The sequence below is a fragment of the Jeotgalibaca sp. A122 genome (assembly GCF_052266715.1).
Classification (GTDB): domain Bacteria; phylum Bacillota; class Bacilli; order Lactobacillales; family Aerococcaceae; genus Jeotgalibaca.
The window spans coordinates 93009-108874 of sequence record NZ_JBQPRB010000004.1; the positions used below are offsets into that span (position 1 = coordinate 93009).

At 40.0% G+C, this 15866-nt stretch carries 14 protein-coding genes; 3 read left to right on the forward strand and 11 right to left on the reverse strand.

Annotated elements, in window-relative coordinates; all coding sequences use genetic code 11:
- Positions 1-38: 38 nt before the first annotated feature.
- Positions 39-893 carry a DegV family protein gene (locus ACTU7M_RS05980; RefSeq protein ID WP_443473477.1) on the reverse strand — a complete coding sequence of 285 codons (855 nt, stop codon included), beginning with the start codon at positions 891-893 and terminating at the stop codon, positions 39-41.
- Positions 894-906: 13 nt separating this feature from the next.
- Entirely contained in the window at positions 907-2391 is a 1485-nt protein-coding gene (locus ACTU7M_RS05985) for a UDP-N-acetylmuramoyl-L-alanyl-D-glutamate--2,6-diaminopimelate ligase (RefSeq protein ID WP_443473478.1), read from the reverse strand.
- Between the two features lie 145 nt (positions 2392-2536).
- Between ACTU7M_RS05985 and ACTU7M_RS05990 the strand changes: the two genes are divergently transcribed.
- On the forward strand, positions 2537-3208 hold the full coding sequence (locus tag ACTU7M_RS05990) for a YigZ family protein (protein ID WP_443473479.1): 672 nt from the start codon (positions 2537-2539) through the stop codon (positions 3206-3208).
- Positions 3209-3258: 50 nt separating this feature from the next.
- On the opposite strand, the gene ACTU7M_RS05995 is transcribed toward ACTU7M_RS05990, so the two are convergent.
- The 8 genes from ACTU7M_RS05995 to groES form a co-directional block, all read right to left on the reverse strand.
- Positions 3259-4353 (reverse strand): glycosyltransferase family 4 protein, encoded by a 1095-nt coding sequence (locus ACTU7M_RS05995; protein WP_443473480.1) that lies wholly within the window; start codon positions 4351-4353, stop codon positions 3259-3261.
- A 27-nt stretch (positions 4354-4380) separates the two neighbouring features.
- Positions 4381-6240: an LTA synthase family protein gene (locus tag ACTU7M_RS06000; protein WP_443473481.1), complete on the reverse strand. Its 1860-nt coding sequence runs from the start codon at positions 6238-6240 to the stop codon at positions 4381-4383.
- Positions 6241-6261: 21 nt separating this feature from the next.
- Entirely contained in the window at positions 6262-7092 is an 831-nt protein-coding gene (gene nadE, locus ACTU7M_RS06005) for an ammonia-dependent NAD(+) synthetase (protein WP_443473482.1), read from the reverse strand.
- Between the two features lie 21 nt (positions 7093-7113).
- Positions 7114-8526 (reverse strand): nicotinate phosphoribosyltransferase, encoded by a 1413-nt coding sequence (locus ACTU7M_RS06010; RefSeq protein WP_443473593.1) that lies wholly within the window; start codon positions 8524-8526, stop codon positions 7114-7116.
- A gap of 177 nt (positions 8527-8703) precedes the next feature.
- The gene (locus ACTU7M_RS06015) at positions 8704-10098 is read right to left on the reverse strand and encodes a sugar transferase (RefSeq protein ID WP_443473483.1); all 1395 of its coding nucleotides are present in this window, start codon (positions 10096-10098) and stop codon (positions 8704-8706) included.
- A gap of 87 nt (positions 10099-10185) precedes the next feature.
- Positions 10186-11970, reverse strand: a complete 1785-nt coding sequence (locus tag ACTU7M_RS06020; protein ID WP_443473594.1) for an alpha-amylase family glycosyl hydrolase — start codon at positions 11968-11970, stop codon at positions 10186-10188.
- A 160-nt stretch (positions 11971-12130) separates the two neighbouring features.
- Positions 12131-13747, reverse strand: coding sequence for a chaperonin GroEL (groL, locus tag ACTU7M_RS06025; protein ID WP_443473484.1), 1617 nt, complete (start codon positions 13745-13747; stop codon positions 12131-12133).
- Between the two features lie 34 nt (positions 13748-13781).
- Positions 13782-14066, reverse strand: coding sequence for a co-chaperone GroES (groES, locus tag ACTU7M_RS06030; protein WP_443473485.1), 285 nt, complete (start codon positions 14064-14066; stop codon positions 13782-13784).
- Positions 14067-14353: 287 nt separating this feature from the next.
- Here groES and ACTU7M_RS06035 point away from each other — a divergent pair, with 287 nt between their 5' ends.
- Entirely contained in the window at positions 14354-14917 is a 564-nt protein-coding gene (locus ACTU7M_RS06035; protein WP_443473486.1) for a lysostaphin resistance A-like protein, read from the forward strand.
- 23 nt (positions 14918-14940) lie between these two features.
- Complete coding sequence (locus ACTU7M_RS06040) at positions 14941-15144, forward strand: YdiK family protein (protein ID WP_443473487.1); 204 nt, start codon at positions 14941-14943, stop codon at positions 15142-15144.
- 45 nt (positions 15145-15189) lie between these two features.
- Here the strand turns inward: ACTU7M_RS06040 and ACTU7M_RS06045 are convergent, their stop codons facing one another.
- On the reverse strand, positions 15190-15825 hold the full coding sequence (locus ACTU7M_RS06045) for a redox-sensing transcriptional repressor Rex (protein WP_443473488.1): 636 nt from the start codon (positions 15823-15825) through the stop codon (positions 15190-15192).
- Positions 15826-15866 lie beyond the last annotated feature (41 nt).

Here is a 15866-nt window from a genome sequence, read left to right on the forward strand (position 1 = left end):
GGCATTTCCTTAACAACACCAAATACCAAAATTTTTTCCTATCTAGTCGTATCTTCTGTCCAAGTTATCCCTAAGGCACCTTCGCCTAAATGCGTTCCAATCACAGGACCAAAATAGCTGATTTCACAATGAATATCTGGGTATTTAGCCTTGACTTCTCTTACAAGAGCCTCTGCACTTTCCAATCGATTGGCATGAATAACAGTCACAATCAACGGGTATTCAACGCTCTCAACATCGCTGGCCAATAAATCCAGTATCAATTGTAACGCTTTTTTCTTAGTCCGGATTTTTTCAAATACCGTAATTTTTTTATCATTGAAATGTAAAATTGGTTTGATTTTCAGCATTGAACCGACTAAAGCGGCGCCTCCAGAAAGACGTCCCCCTTTTTGAAGGTTAATTAAATCATCCACCATAAAATATGCTTTCGTACGTGCTTTCAGTCTCTTCACACGTGCCACAATTTCTTCCGCATCCATACCTTTTTTAGCAAGCCGTGCTGCTTCCAATACTAGTCTCGCTTGTGGGTAACAACTGATTTCTGAATCCACTGTATAAAGGGGGCACGAAGGAAATTCATCTCTTAAAGTACTCACACTTTGATAGGTCCCACTGATTCCTGATGAAAGATGAATAGAAATAATTGCATCATATTCAGAAGCCAAACGCTTAAACAGTTCATAAGTTTCACCAATAGCTGGTTGTGAACTAGAAGGAAATGTCGTTGTATTTTGGACTTTTTCATAAAATTCTGTTGCAGATAGATCTATATCTTCACGATATGATTTCCCATCTATAGTAACCAATAAAGGGAGCATGAATATATCTTGTTCGTCCAAAAGACTTTTCGGTATATATGCTGTACTGTCTGTAACAATTGCCGTTTTCATAAACTGTTCCTTCCTACTTCTGTAATTGCGCACGCCTCTTTAAACCATTAATGGATGCTTCTTTGTCTGTAAAATGATACACCCTTCCATCAGTATCATAGTAACGGGTATCATTGCCGCGACCCATCATTAAAATAATATCGCCAGGTTCAGCCATTTCAACGGCCTTGTAAATCGCTTCAACGCGATTTTCATAATAAGCAAAGTTTGTAGCACCTTCAGGAATGCCAGGTTTCATCATTTCCCAGATTTCAGCTTGATTTTCACCCATTGTCTCATCTGCAGTCAAAAAAGAAAAATCAGACAGTTCAATCCCGATATTAGTCATAATAGGCCGTTTTTCAAACTCTCTTTTCCCTGCACAGCCAAATACTGAGATAACTCTGCCCTTGGCAATATTTTTTACTGTTTCCAATACTTTCTCCATCGCATCAGGTGAGTGAGCATAATCGACATAAAGACTGATATCCTCTTCCTTAGCAACAAGTTCCATCCGACCAGAAACAACGAGTAAAGATGGAATCGTAGCTACAATCTCTGTTAAAGAATAACCCAGTGCAAATACGGCTGCCATTCCTGCCAATACGTTTGAAACGTTATATTGTCCCACTAAGTTGGAATGGACAGAATAAGACTCGTTTTGATAAATGAGATCAAACGTTGTATGCGATTCCTGATAGACAATATTCGAAGCATAAAAATCACTATTGGAATCAAGAACACTGTAAGACAGTACTTCTCCCACGGTTGCTTCACGATATTCAGCATATGTATGATCGTCTTTATTCAAAACAGCTACTTTATTTGTTTTGTAACTGTTACCCAACTGCGCAAAAAGTAATTTTTTGGCAGCTCGGTAAGCCTCCATGTTCTGGTGCAATTCCATATGTTCATGAGTCAAATTCGTCATGACAGCAACATCATAGTCAACTCCCCATACACGGCCTTTAACAAGCGCTTGCGAGGAAACCTCCATCGCACAAACGGCAACGTTCTTTTCATTCATCTCTTGGAAAACGCGTTGCAAGGTAATGCTATCCGGTGTTGTATTGATTGTAGGAATAAATGTATCGTTGATTTTTATTCCCACTGTTCCAATGACACCCGACCCTAATTGGAGTCCTTTTAAAATGGCTTCAATAATATAAGTGGTTGTGGTTTTCCCGTTTGTACCCGTGATACCAATCATTTTTAATTGGTCACTTGGGTAACCATAGAAAGCATTTGCCAACATAGCCATTGCTTTCGTAGTATCACTAACATAGATAACAGGAATATTACTAATAATTGGTTTACGTGCGACAATTGCAATTGCGCCTTTTTCGATTGCCCTGTCTACATAGTCATGAGCATCAAAATTTGCACCCTCAATACAAATAAATACATCGCCTTCTTCAACTTCGCGTGTATCTTGGGTAATTTTATTTATTTGCGTTTCGGGAAAAGTACCTATCACATGCTTGAATTTAATATGGTTGAATAATTGTTCTAAATTCAAGATAACACCTCTCCTACTACTTTAATTTTAATTAGTCAAAAATCATTATACATGACCTGTCAATAAATAGTCACGCCTTACTGCATGTTTTAGAATTTCTTATGATAGAATAGATACAAAATTCATTCTGGAGGAGGCCACCTAGTTGTTAAAATCTTATTATACCATTGCTGAAAATGGGGAGTATGAAATTATTATTCGGGGTTCACGCTTTATTTGTACGTTGGAACGTGTAGACACAGAAGACGATGCCAAAGCTTTTGTTCAGCGCATAAAAAAAGAACATTGGAAAGCAACACATAACTGTTCTGCCTATCTCATTGGTGATTTGGATGAAGTTCAGCGGGCTCATGATGACGGCGAACCATCCGGTACTGCTGGTGTCCCTATGTTGGAGGTTCTCAAGAAGAACGATTTGAAATATGTTGCGGCCGTGGTTACGCGATATTTTGGTGGAACCAAATTAGGGGCGGGTGGATTGATTCGTGCTTACAGCAAATCTGTATCATCTGCCCTGAAGGAAATTGGCATTGTGGAACGTGCCATTCAAGTCCCGGTATCTTGTACGGTTAGCTACTCTGCTTCTGGTAAGTTAGAAAATAATCTCCTTCAATCTACCTACACTGTTATTGATACTACTTATACGGATCAAGTTACTTTTACAGTCGGTATTCCTACAGATAATGTTGAGATTTTCCAAGCTGAAATGATTGATTTCATGAACGGAAATATCAGCTTTGAAATGGGTGAACCGCAATACGTCGAACGTCGTTTATCAGAAATTGCGGATGATGAATGGGGTGAAGACGAAGATTAACACAAAAAAGAGGCTGTCTAGGATTGGCTTTTAATATCCTTGGCAACCTCTTATTTAGTTTGTTTAGTGTTCCTTTTGAGCCGTCGAAGCAAACGTCGAAGCGGTGTTTTTTCACTATCAAGTAAGTTGAAAGATTCAATAAACAGCATCACTCCAAAAATTAAACCAAGAAGCAAAATGATCGTCCCCAATAAAGATGAAATTGGAAACAATAAGGCGATTAACGAAAAGATGATTCCCATCGCATAAATAAACAAAACAGCTTGCCGGTGGGTAAAACCTAATCGCAATAGCCTGTGATGAAGATGACCCCAATCCTTCTTACTGACGGATTTTTTCTTAAGTAATCTTCGAAAAATTGCGGCTACAGTATCAGTCAAGGGAACGCCTAAAATAGCGATAGGAATGATTAATGAAACAAAAGTGGCTTGCTTAAGGCCATTTAATGAAAGGGTTGCGATCATGAACCCAATAAACAAAGCCCCGGTATCTCCAAGAAAGATTTTTGCTGGATAGAAATTATGCGGCAAGAAGCCCAACAACACAGCTACTAGCAAAAAAACCAGCACGACCATTGCATTGTTGGCCGAATTAGTGAAGAAATAGCTTACCAATCCCATGGTCACCAAGGAAATAATCCCCGTTCCCGTTGCCAACCCATCCAGCCCATCCATCAGATTCATCGCATTCGTAATCCCTACAATCCAGAGCATCATGATAAGATAACTAATTTCCTGAAACTCGATAGTACCCAGGAACGCGATGGTGAAGTGGTCCAAACGAATATCTGTGAAGAAGTAATAGATATTCGCACCCAACAAGATGCCGGCCAACTTCTGCCAAGGCTTCAACTCAACTTTATCGTCAATAATACCCGTTAGGACAATAACTGTAGAACTAGCAACCATTGCCCCAATATCCGCTATCTGGTTCTCGCTGGGAATCCCCAGAAAATAAATCAACCAGTAAACCAAGAAGATGCAAATGCCACCCATTGTCGGAATCGGTTTATTATGAATCTTCTTACTGGAAGGTCTATCTACCCAGTTTGCTTTAATGGCCACTCGCCGGAAAGCATGCGTTGCTAGATAACTCAAAAACAACGCTATCATAAATACAATTAAAAAACGCCAAAAGAACCGCATTTGTCACCTCATTTCATTTATAGTTGATTAGTCCCCTAAGGTAAAGAAACCCATTTTTTCCAACTGTCTTGACCCTGTTGTTGTATCATACATCACCCAATCATATTCCTTCAAGATAGCTTGTGAAGACACCGGAAGCTCTTCCCGCGTTTGGACAAAACTGCCATCCGGCAAATAATACATGCCTTTTTCAAACGCTGGAACCTCATTTCTCATCGTCATCATTAATGCGTCAAAAGGTGTTATTTTGGTATCTGTTGCTTCCCAAAGTTCAGTCATGAAGTAGATGGGACTAATAATGTCCCATTTCTTTTGCTCAGATAATTCATTCCCAAAAACGATAACAGGAGTGCGACTAAGCAAATCTCCACTCTGTTGTTTGAATGACTCGTCAAAGATACTTGGCCAGTGGTCACCCCAGAACACCACCACTACCGGTTCATCCATTTCCTGGATGGCTGTGAATAGTTTTTCTAAAGCGTGATCACTTTCAATCAAAGCTTGATGGTACTGGTTAATTTCTTCCTTCACAAATCCTGTATTCAGATGGTTTGGAAATGTTTCATACTTCCCTTGGAATGGCGAATGATTTTGCATCGTTACAAGATGGACAAAATCATAGGATTCGCTTTCCTGCATCCGTTCAACTATTTCTTTATAAGCCGCGTCATCAGAAATATATGGATTCGTTCCAATCCTACCCGTATTTACCATTGTTTCATCATAATAGAACGCTTCAAAACCCAACATTTTGTAATTATCCCGCCGTTTATACATGGATGTATCAAAAGGATGGATAGCAAACGGATAATGCCCCTCCTCTTTTAAACGCGAAACTATGGAAGGAAATGAGGACATTTTTGGAAGAAATTGTGTGAAAGGCGTAGAAATATTTGCTGCGAAAGGCTCCATGGAGTAGCCAGTCAAAGCTTCGAACTCAATATTTGCAGTCCCACCTCCATATCCTTGTGACAACATACTGCCACTACGCGTCTGGTTCGCCAGTTGTCTAGTAAACGGAATCGGGTCAAACGAAGCATCAGCTCTATCTAAAGATAACGGATCCGCAAAACTCTCGTTCATAATATAGATAATATTTGCATCAACATTCGCGTTTTTCCTTGTCGCATTAATCTTCTCAGCTTTTTTTTGATATTTTAAAAACAAAGCTTCCAACTCAGTGGTATCCATGCCAACGGGCTTAACCATTGGATCTGATGGTAGATTGTAGAGAAACCCTGCCACAAATCCTGTATTATAATAGTTCATTTTTTGACTATAAGGAATCCAAGTAGCCGTTCGATCATATGCACGTTTTACGAGATTCCCCTCTTCTTGAAACTGAAATAAGTAATACAACCCCACACTTGTCGTCCCAAGGAGCAAGATGCGGCTCAATATACCGATTTTCACATGCTCTTTACGAAAAAGCCAGACCAACCAGATAACGATGAGCACTATAACGCCTAGCAAAAGGAGAACAACAATCGGCGGTAACATTTTCAATAGGAAATCCACTTCGAATATCATCTTAAAATCTGCTGGATACAAGGGTTCATCTCTTTGGCTCATTTTTTCATAAGTAATGAACCCCGTTAATGCTGAGCTTCCAATCATGATTAAATTTACAACTTTGGCATTATTTAAAAGGGCCCAGAGCCAAAGCGCGGGTACCATTAATACCATCCAACTGAGAAAAAATTTTTCAGTATGCCATAAAAACGTAAAATTAATGACTAAATCCATTCTTAAATCGTTTTGGAACCACTGCAATAACAATTGGCTGATAAAGGTAGTAAAAATGATTGAGAGAACTTGACGTAATACTTTGGCTTTATGGTGGTCACCAAAGAGGAATGGCAACCGTTTTGTTAAACGCTCTTTCAACGCCTGACCACTCCTTATTTGTTATTTTTTCCAAAAGTCATCATATACGGTAATCGGCAAGTGACGTTTATGGCGTGTTTTGATAAACCAACTTTCGATTTTTTCAGCATCCCTATCCAGGACTTCTTTTCCTTCCAGATAATCATCGATTGCTTGATAAGATACACCTAGAGCAACCTCGTCCGGAAGAGCCGGGCGGTCATCTTCCAAGTCAGCAGTTGGCACTTTTTTATACAAATGTTCAGGCGCATCCAAAGCCTTAAGCAGTACTCGCCCTTGACGTTTATTCAAGCGCCAGATAGGTGTTAGATCTGCTGCGCCGTCGCCGAATTTCGTATAAAAACCGGTTACGGATTCCGCTGCGTGATCAGTTCCCAAAACTGCACCTGCATTGTCACCGGCAATCGCATACTGCACCACCATCCGTTGACGTGCTTTGATATTACCTTTATTAAAATCTGAAACAGGTTGACCATTTGCTGTAATCGCTGCTTCAATTGCATCGGTGGCAGCTTTGATATTGACCGTCAGGATTTGGTCCGGACCAATAAAGGACAGCGCATCTTCAACATCTTTTGCATCACCCTGGACACCATAAGGAATTTTAACAGCAATGAACTGGTAATCCTCATTATCGGTCTCATTACGTAATTCAGACATGGCCATTTGAGCCAGCTTACCCACCAATGTTGAATCTTGACCCCCACTGATGCCTAAAACATACGTTTTCAAAAAAGGATGGGCCAACATGTATTCTTTCAGGAAATCGATAGTAATACGAAGTTCTTCGCTCGGATCAATGATAGATTTAACACGTAATTCTTCAATGATTTCTTTTTGTAATGGACGCATTTTTTTCAACCCCTTAAAACATTATAGTTTAGGTGCACCTTGTTGAACCGTTTGTTTGATTTGTTGAATCGTATTCATTTTGTGATCCCAAGCTTTTTGGGACAGATCCACCGGGTAATCTTCTGGATTTAGGATACGCTTATACTCATCCCACAAAGCATGACGATGTTTCAGGGAGTAGGTTTTAATCTCTTCCAGCGTTGGTAATTCATAAACGAGTTCACCATCCACAAAAACATCTTGCAAAATTGGACGAGCAGTAAAATCCGTCACGGTCTTGTTTATGTAAGTATAGGTTGGATGGAACATAAATAACTCTTTTAATTGATCGGGACGCTCTTCCCACAGGGCCACATAATCCCCTTCTGACTTCCCGTCTGAATTCCGAGTAATGCGCCAAACCTGTTTACGGCCCGGTGTCGATACTTTTTCGGCATTACTTGATATTTTTAAAGTATCGACCATCTCGCCTTTATCATTTTCAATACTCACTAATTTGTAAACCGCACCCAGTGCCGGTTGATCATAAGCTGTGATTAACTTTGTACCGACTCCCCATACGTCTATTTTAGCTCCTTGCATCTTCAAGTTCAGAATCGTCATTTCATCCAAATCGCTTGAGGCAAAAATCTTGGCATTTGGATAGCCAGCTTCATCCAATTGTTGGCGGATTTTTTTTGATTGGTAGGCCATATCGCCACTGTCAATACGTACACCGATAAAGTTAATTTTATCGCCCAGTTCGTCAGCCACCTGAATTGCAGCCGGAACTCCTGAGCGAAGTGTATCGTATGTATCAACCAAAAAGACACAGTCTTTATGTGAATGAGCATAGGCCTTAAATGCATCATAGTCGTTCCGGTAGACTTGGACCAAGGAATGAGCATGCGTGCCAGCGATTGGCATGTTAAACATCTTGCCTGCCCGGACATTGGAAGTAGCATCAAATCCGCCTATATAAGTCGCCCGAGCCCCCCAAATAGAGGCATCCATTTCTTGAGCACGACGTGCACCAAACTCCATCAATGTATCTTCTTCGGAAACATAGCGAATCCGCGCCGCTTTGGTTGCAATTAACGTCTGAAAGTTGATGATATTTAAAACAGCCGTTTCAATCAGCTGACATTGGGCTAAAGGCCCCTCAACTTGCACAATGGGCTCATTGGCAAAAACAAGTTCGCCTTCTACCGCTGATCTTAAAGTGGCCGTAAAGCGGAAATCTTCCAAGTATTCCAAGAATGCCTCAGGGTAATCCTGGACTTCACGTAAATAGTCTATATCTGTTTTGGTAAAGCGTAAATTTCTTAAGTAGTCAACGATTCGTTCTAACCCCGCAAAAACGGCGTAACCATTGCTGAAGGGATATTTGCGGAAATAAGCTTCAAACACAGCATGTTTATCAGCGATGCCTTCATCCCAGTAGGTTTTCATCATATTGATCTGATACAAATCAGTATGCAAAACCAAACTATCATCTCTATATTGTTCTTCCAACCGGATCACTCCTCAAAATTGTATAATTTCAACTCATTATATCGTAAAACATGTGTATTTTCCTTTAATATTCATCGAAAAAGCTCCCAGACATCATTTTGTCTGAGAGCTTTTTGATTAGTGAATCACTTTAATACCGCGTGCTTCAAATTCTTCCTCTGAATAAATGGCAGTTTCTTGCTCATCCAACCCTTGGGAACTTACTTTGTCGAATAATATTTTTATGGTCTGCAACATAATCTTCATATCCAAAATGAGAGAATATTGTTTGATATAAATCAAATCAAAGTTCAATTTACTATTGAAGTCCGAAGCATATTTTCCATAAACTTGGGCGTAACCCGTAATACCAGCACGTACATTATGACGTAAATAATAATGTGGGTTTTGCTTTTCAAATTGTTCAACAAAGAACGGACGCTCGGGACGGGGTCCAACAATTGACATATCGCCTTTGAGGACGTTGAATAACTGAGGCAGTTCATCAATCCGCAATGCGCGCAAATATTTCCCAACAGGCGTGACACGCATATCATTACTTGTCGCGAGTACCGGACCAGATTCTTTTTCAGCCGTCACACCCATACTCCGGAATTTCAAGATTTCAAATTCTCGCCCTTCCTTGGTAATACGTGTTTGACGATACAAAATCGGACCTTCTGAGCTGCGTTTAACAAGTATTGCAGCTATCGCCATGATTGGCGAGGATACAATAATTAAAGCAACAGAGAAAACAATGTCCAGCAATCGTTTGATCATGTCATCTTCAGAAGGAATTCTAAAAGGTGACACTTCAATAATACTTTCATCTTCAATATTCATCATATTCGGTCTTACCATCATCAAGTTCTCAAAACTCGTATTCAAGAAAAATTTCTTGTCTTTTTCCATCAACAGGTTATAAATACGTAGTTTTTCAGATTCTTCAATCTGGCTGGCCAAATAAACAACATCGATTTCTTCCAGATTTTCACGTACATTTTCGTAATAGGCTGATAACACGACATGCGTGACACGGTGACGGATGCTCTTGGTATTCGTAAAATTATCCACTGCCGCAAAAACTTCTTTTTCCATCCCCACTATCATAACTCGCTTACTACCACTTAATCGTTGATACAATTTGAATACTAGTGCACGCCACAAGAAAAGTATGAGCACGCCAACGAAAAAGGCAATAAGGATCACCGAACGCGGAAATGCTAACCATCTACCAGCGAACGTTAATGCCATAATGTATAACGACATGATAAACTGACCAATAATCGTTATAAATAAGAAATCACCCAGCGATTTGTTATAAAGAATGTAAGTCCCCAATAAGATATTCACAATTAAGAATCCGATGATGACATAAAAGACACTTCCCTGGAATGCTTCTAAGTTACGAATCGGTATTTCTGCTCCATATCTTAAGCGGAACGACAGTAAAAATGAACCCATGTAAAGAATCAAATCAATCACCATGATGGCGATTTTTCGAATCTTTGTCCACTCATCCTGTTGTTTCACATTATTTCCTCCTTTAGTCAATCTTGACTTCATCCATTTTAGCATGAAAATAAAAACTAGAACAGTGATAGAGAGAGGGTAACTTTTTTAATTTTCGGAAATGCTTAAAATCACAGTCCCACCCTCACTCTTTGGAGGAAGAGTGACGGTTATGGTTCCATCTGATTCAGCCTGATACTGTGTACCTGAATATAGGTCTGTCATCTTTTTAGCCGGTGCTACCATTGAAAAAACAGTGGGTTCATCAAGGATATTCAACCCGATGAATAATTCTTCCTTTTTGTAACCGCGACTGAAGACGATATAGCCTTCTTCATTCGATCCTGCCACCGTTTCTCGATTGCCCTTGGAAAAAACGAGGCTATGGTCTTTACGAATTTGGAGCAGTTCTTTATAATGGTTCCGCATGTCAGATGTTTCAGCGCTATCCCAGTCAAAATCATAGCGATTCTCACTATATTCACCTTTATCCATATTTTTGGCGGTCGCACCGGTTTGTCCTAATTCTTCACCATAATAGATTACAGGTTGTCCTTTAGCGGTTATCAATAAGGATGCGGCAACTTTTTGTTTTCCCCTATCCCCTCCTGCTTGACGGTATAAAAAACCATCCTCATCATGGCTGGATAAAAATTGCCCCAATGTTGCATCGCTCGTCAGTTGCTCATTTCGAGCAATCAATTTATCATTGGCACCCACAACGTCCCAGTTTACAAAACTACCGGCAATACTCTTAAACTCAAAATCCAATAAAGAGTCCATTTCTCCATCATGATAATAGCCTCCCGTATTTGCAATGGAGGCGCCATAGTGCTCGCCGATAAACTTGAAATCCGGTTGTTCTTTAATAACCGCATTCTTGAAAGCTTTCCATGTAGTGTCTTCTACATGTTTAATTGTATCCACCCGAAAAAAATCTATGGTGTCCCCACGCTCGGTTTTCGTTTCTTCAATCCAGGCTGTTTGCCAAGATACGAGTTGTTCCCTAACTGCTTCCTCTTCTGTTTTGAAATCAGGCAAGCCAGAAAGTTCTCCCAGTACTGGATGATGAGGGATTGGTTCCTCTCTCAGCATCCCCTCAAATGGCGTTTCGCCTTCAGCCATCTTATAACCAGCATGATTTAACACAACATCCACCATCAACTTGATGCCGTGATCGTGGGCTGTGTCAATCAGCTCCTTGAAGGTAGCTAAGTCTCCTAAGTGCTCATCGATTTTGGTGAAATCTTTCGTCCAATAGCCATGGTAGCCATACTGATTATCATGTTGTTCTTCGCGCATATTCCACTCGATATTGTCTACAATAGGCGTGATCCAAAGGGTATTAATGCCCAAATCTTGAAGATATGGCATCTTATCGATTAAACCACGAAAGTCCCCACCATGATAAGTTTCCGGATGGGTTGTATCATACTGTCGGTTACCAGGGTCATCATTGGTTGGATCGCCATTGTAAAAACGATCCGTCAAAGCAAAATAAATACGGGCTTCATCCCAACTGAAGTCGAGCCCATCATTTTTATCTTCGGACGCTACCAATGTTATTGCTTCTTCGTAAGTTTCTGTTCCTTCTTCAGTTGCAATGGTTACCCTGACTGTTTTTTCTCCGATTTCAATATTATCTTCAATGGCGACACTCAGTTCATTTAATTGCTCATCAAATATCATGTCATTCGGCACACCTAAATCGCTGGCATCCAAAGTAACGTTTTCAACCTTTACATCATAATACACTTCCGGATCGATTCTGACGAGAACACTATCTTGGACGGTGGGTTTTTCTGGATAGTGGGCGACGGCATTCTCATCTTCAGATGTACAAGCGAATAACCCCAATGTTAAAATTGGCAAAATATATTTTATGCGATTCATTTTCAACTAACACGACTCCTTTTGAAAGCGTTTTAATCCACCTAAAAGATAGCATGCGCTTGGAAAATATTCAATTTTTAGGGAGTTGTTACCGATATCACTCTTATAATTCAAAAAAGCGACCGGGACGTTTCCCAATCGCTTTTCCTGATTTATTGAATTACATCATGCCGCCCATACCTGGGTCTTGTGGCATCATTGGTTCTGGAGCAGGTTTGTCAGCGACAACACCTTCTGTTGAAAGGATTAGTCCTGCTACACTTGCTGCGTTTTGCAATGCAGAACGCACAACTTTAGCTGGGTCAACAATTCCTGCTTCAATCATGTTTACCCATTCGTCAGTTGCAGCGTTATAACCGATTCCTGGTTCTTCTGTCTTGATGCGGGCTGCAATAACAGATCCTTCAAGACCTGCATTTTCAGCGATTTGACGAACCGGTTCTTCCAATGCACGTGCAACAATGCGAGCACCTGTCGCTTCATCGCCTTTAAGTGCAAGCTCTTGAACGCGTTTTTGAACATTGATTAAAGCAGTACCACCACCAGGGACGATTCCCTCTTCAACAGCAGCACGTGTTGCATTCAAAGCATCTTCGATACGCAATTTACGCTCTTTCAATTCTGTTTCAGTAGCAGCACCAACTTTGATCACTCCTACCCCACCAGATAATTTAGCCAAGCGTTCTTGAAGTTTTTCACGGTCGAAATCAGAAGTTGTTTCAGCAGCTTGTGAACGAATCACTGCTACACGTTGCTCAATCAATTCTTTTTCGCCAGATCCTTCTACGATTGTGGTGTTGTCTTTTGTAACGACTACTTTACCAGCATGTCCTAAGTGTTCAACAGAAGCATCTTTCAATTCCAAACCTAAATCTTCTGCAATCACTGTTCCGCCTGTTAAAACAGCGATGTCTTGCAACATTTCTTTACGACGGTCACCAAATCCTGGCGCTTTAACTGCCGCCACATTGAATGTTCCCCGTAGTTTATTCAATACCAATGTTGGCAGAGCTTCGCCATCCACATCATCAGCGATGATTAACAATGGACGTCCTTCTTTCAAGATTTGCTCCAATAATGGAAGAAGATCTTGAATGTTGGAAATTTTACGGTCAGTAATTAAGATATAAGGCATGTCAAGGCTTGCTTCCATCTTGTCATTATCAGTTACCATGTATTGTGAAAGGTAACCACGGTCAAATTGCATTCCTTCAACAACATCTAATTCTGTTTCGATACCTTTTGATTCTTCAATCGTGATAACGCCGTCGTTACCAACTTTTTCCATCGCTTCAGCAATCAAAGCGCCGACTTCTTCGGACCCTGATGATACAGCTGCAACTTGTGCGATAGATTCTTTTGAATCAACTGTTTGAGAAATTTCTGCCAAACCGGCAATCGCTTCTTTTGCAGCGATTTCGATACCACGACGAACACCAACTGGGTTTGCACCAGCAGTAACGTTTTTCAAACCTTCACGTACAATGGCTTGTGTCAAAACAGTTGCAGTCGTTGTGCCATCTCCAGCAATATCGTTTGTTTTTGAAGCAACTTCAGAAACGAGTTTTGCTCCCATATTTTCAAAATGATCTTCTAATTCAATTTCTTTGGCAATTGTCACACCATCATTTGTAATAAGCGGAGAACCGTATGCTTTTTCCAAAACAACGTTACGTCCTTTTGGCCCTAATGTTACTTTTACAGTGTTTGCCAACATATCAACACCGCGTAATAGCGCTGCTCGTGCGTCTTCAGAGAATTTAATATCTTTAGCCATTTCTAAAATTCACCTCATCCAATTATTTTGAAAATTATTCTACAATTGCTACGACGTCAGATTCTTTAACTACCAAATAATCTTTCCCATCGTATTTGATTTCTGTTCCAGCGTATTTTTCGAACAATACATTGTCGCCGACTTTTATAGTCATTTCGATTTTTGTCCCGTTTTCCGTTACAAGACCGTCACCAGCAGCGATAACGACACCTGTTTGTGATTTTTCTTTAGCGGAAGACGGCAACACGATGCCACCAACAGTTTTTTCTTCTTCTTTGGCAACTTCAATAATGACGCGATTACCTAATGGTTTTAACACAAGTATCCCTCCAAAAATAAGTTGATTTCTAATTAGCACTCGATTACCGAGAGTGCTAACCTACTTTTCTATCATAATCAAACTTTTTTGATAATGCAAGCAAATTCAGTAATTTTTTTCATTCTTGTGATATACTTTTATACAGGAGTATTATAACAAATAAGAAAGGTACAAAATACATGCGAAGAAAAATCACTACTGCGACGCGTATAATATTCATATACTTAGCAGCTCAATTCTTACCCGTTCCTCTTCTCTTTTTATTTCCGACAGAGCAACGCATTGAAATGAGCATGACTTTAACAATCCTCTTTGCCTTTATCGGAACAGTGGCAATGATTATCGTAAACTATAAAGAAAAATGGAGTCCTGAAGCGCCTATTATCAAACGGCCCTCTGCACCTATGTCGAAAGTGATAGGATGGAGCGTTCTTGGCTTTATCGGTTCGCTTGTAATCCAGACGGTCACTTCCATTATTGAATCGCTTATTTTCGGAGTTACGCCGGAATCAGCTAACACTCAGAATTTACTGGAATTAACGACGGCTTACCCACTCTTGATTTTTATGATCACCATTTTCGCACCAGTAATGGAAGAATTTGTTTTCCGAAAAGCTGTCTTTACCCAATTAAATATGTCCCGTGTCGGATTATTCGGTTCTGCGGTCATAAGTGCTTTAATTTTTGCTTTTATCCACTTTGATGGACACATGCTTGTGTATGGTACTTTAGGACTCTGGTTCTCTTATCTATACTACAAAACAAATAACATTTTTACACCTATGTTGGCTCATGGTTTAATGAATGCATTTGCTTCATTACCAATCTTTTTCCCAGAACTCCTGGGCTAACAGTTTAAAAAGAAAGGAATTCTATGACTTTAAAAAATATCATTTTACAAATCGTTATGAAATTTGCATTCGCCGGTCTCTTCATTTATTTCGCTGTAGACAGCATCAACGTCTCTGGATGGGGATTCCTCACGTGGATCAGTATCTTTTTCGCGACAAACAACATCGTAACCGGCATCCAAATGTTAATTATGTACTTTAAAATTAAAGATCAAGTGAACAAGTAAAAAAACGTTGAGACCCTTTCGGTCTCAACGTTTTTCATTGTGCTTTTAGGAGATATTATTATCCAAGAAATAAATCAGTGTTTGTAATTCATTGGTTAGGTCGACATTTTGAACGCGAACGTTCTCTGGTACTGACAAACGAATAGGTGTAAAGTTCATTATTCCCCTGACACCCGCTTCGATCAAATTGTTAGCCGCTTTTTGGGCAACTTGCTGTGGAACTGTCAAAATAGCCACGTCAATTTGTTGAATACGTAATTGTTCAATCATTTCGTCCAATGGATAAACGGGCACACCACTGACGATTTTGCCAACAATTTCTTCGTTTACATCGAATGCAGCGCTAATGCGCACGTTATTACTTAAATGGAAGTTATAGTTCAACAAGGCATGTCCCAAGTTACCAACCCCGATTAAAGCAACATTGGTTAAACGATCCTGGTTTAAGGTCTTACTAAAGAAATCCAGCAAATACTCTACATCATAACCGTATCCTCTTTTACCAAGAGCACCAAAGTAGGAGAAATCACGACGTATGGTCGCACTATCAACTTTTACAGCCTCGCTTAATTCGGTTGATGATATTCTGGTTTTTCCTGCATCATGTAAATAGCGAAGGTAACGATGATAGATGGGAAGACGGCGGGCAGTGGCTTTTGGAATGTCATTATTAGTTGGCATAATTTTTCTCGCTTTCTTTAGAATTATATATGTGAAATTAT

Bases quoted from the DNA above. Each gene is read 5' to 3' on its own strand.
- nadE (WP_443473482.1), bottom strand. From the start codon at position 7,092: ATGCGTCCATTACAAAAAGAAATCATTGAAGAATTACGTGTTAAATCT.
- ACTU7M_RS06040 (WP_443473487.1), top strand. From the start codon at position 14,941: ATGACTTTAAAAAATATCATTTTACAAATCGTTATGAAATTTGCATTC.
- ACTU7M_RS06035 (WP_443473486.1), top strand. From the start codon at position 14,354: ATGAGCATGACTTTAACAATCCTCTTTGCCTTTATCGGAACAGTGGCA.
- ACTU7M_RS06010 (WP_443473593.1), bottom strand. From the start codon at position 8,526: ATGATGAAAACCTACTGGGATGAAGGCATCGCTGATAAACATGCTGTG.
- ACTU7M_RS06045 (WP_443473488.1), bottom strand. From the start codon at position 15,825: ATGCCAACTAATAATGACATTCCAAAAGCCACTGCCCGCCGTCTTCCC.
- ACTU7M_RS06020 (WP_443473594.1), bottom strand. From the start codon at position 11,970: ATGAATCGCATAAAATATATTTTGCCAATTTTAACATTGGGGTTATTC.
- ACTU7M_RS05995 (WP_443473480.1), bottom strand. From the start codon at position 4,353: ATGCGGTTCTTTTGGCGTTTTTTAATTGTATTTATGATAGCGTTGTTT.
- ACTU7M_RS05980 (WP_443473477.1), bottom strand. From the start codon at position 893: ATGAAAACGGCAATTGTTACAGACAGTACAGCATATATACCGAAAAGT.
- groL (WP_443473484.1), bottom strand. From the start codon at position 13,747: ATGGCTAAAGATATTAAATTCTCTGAAGACGCACGAGCAGCGCTATTA.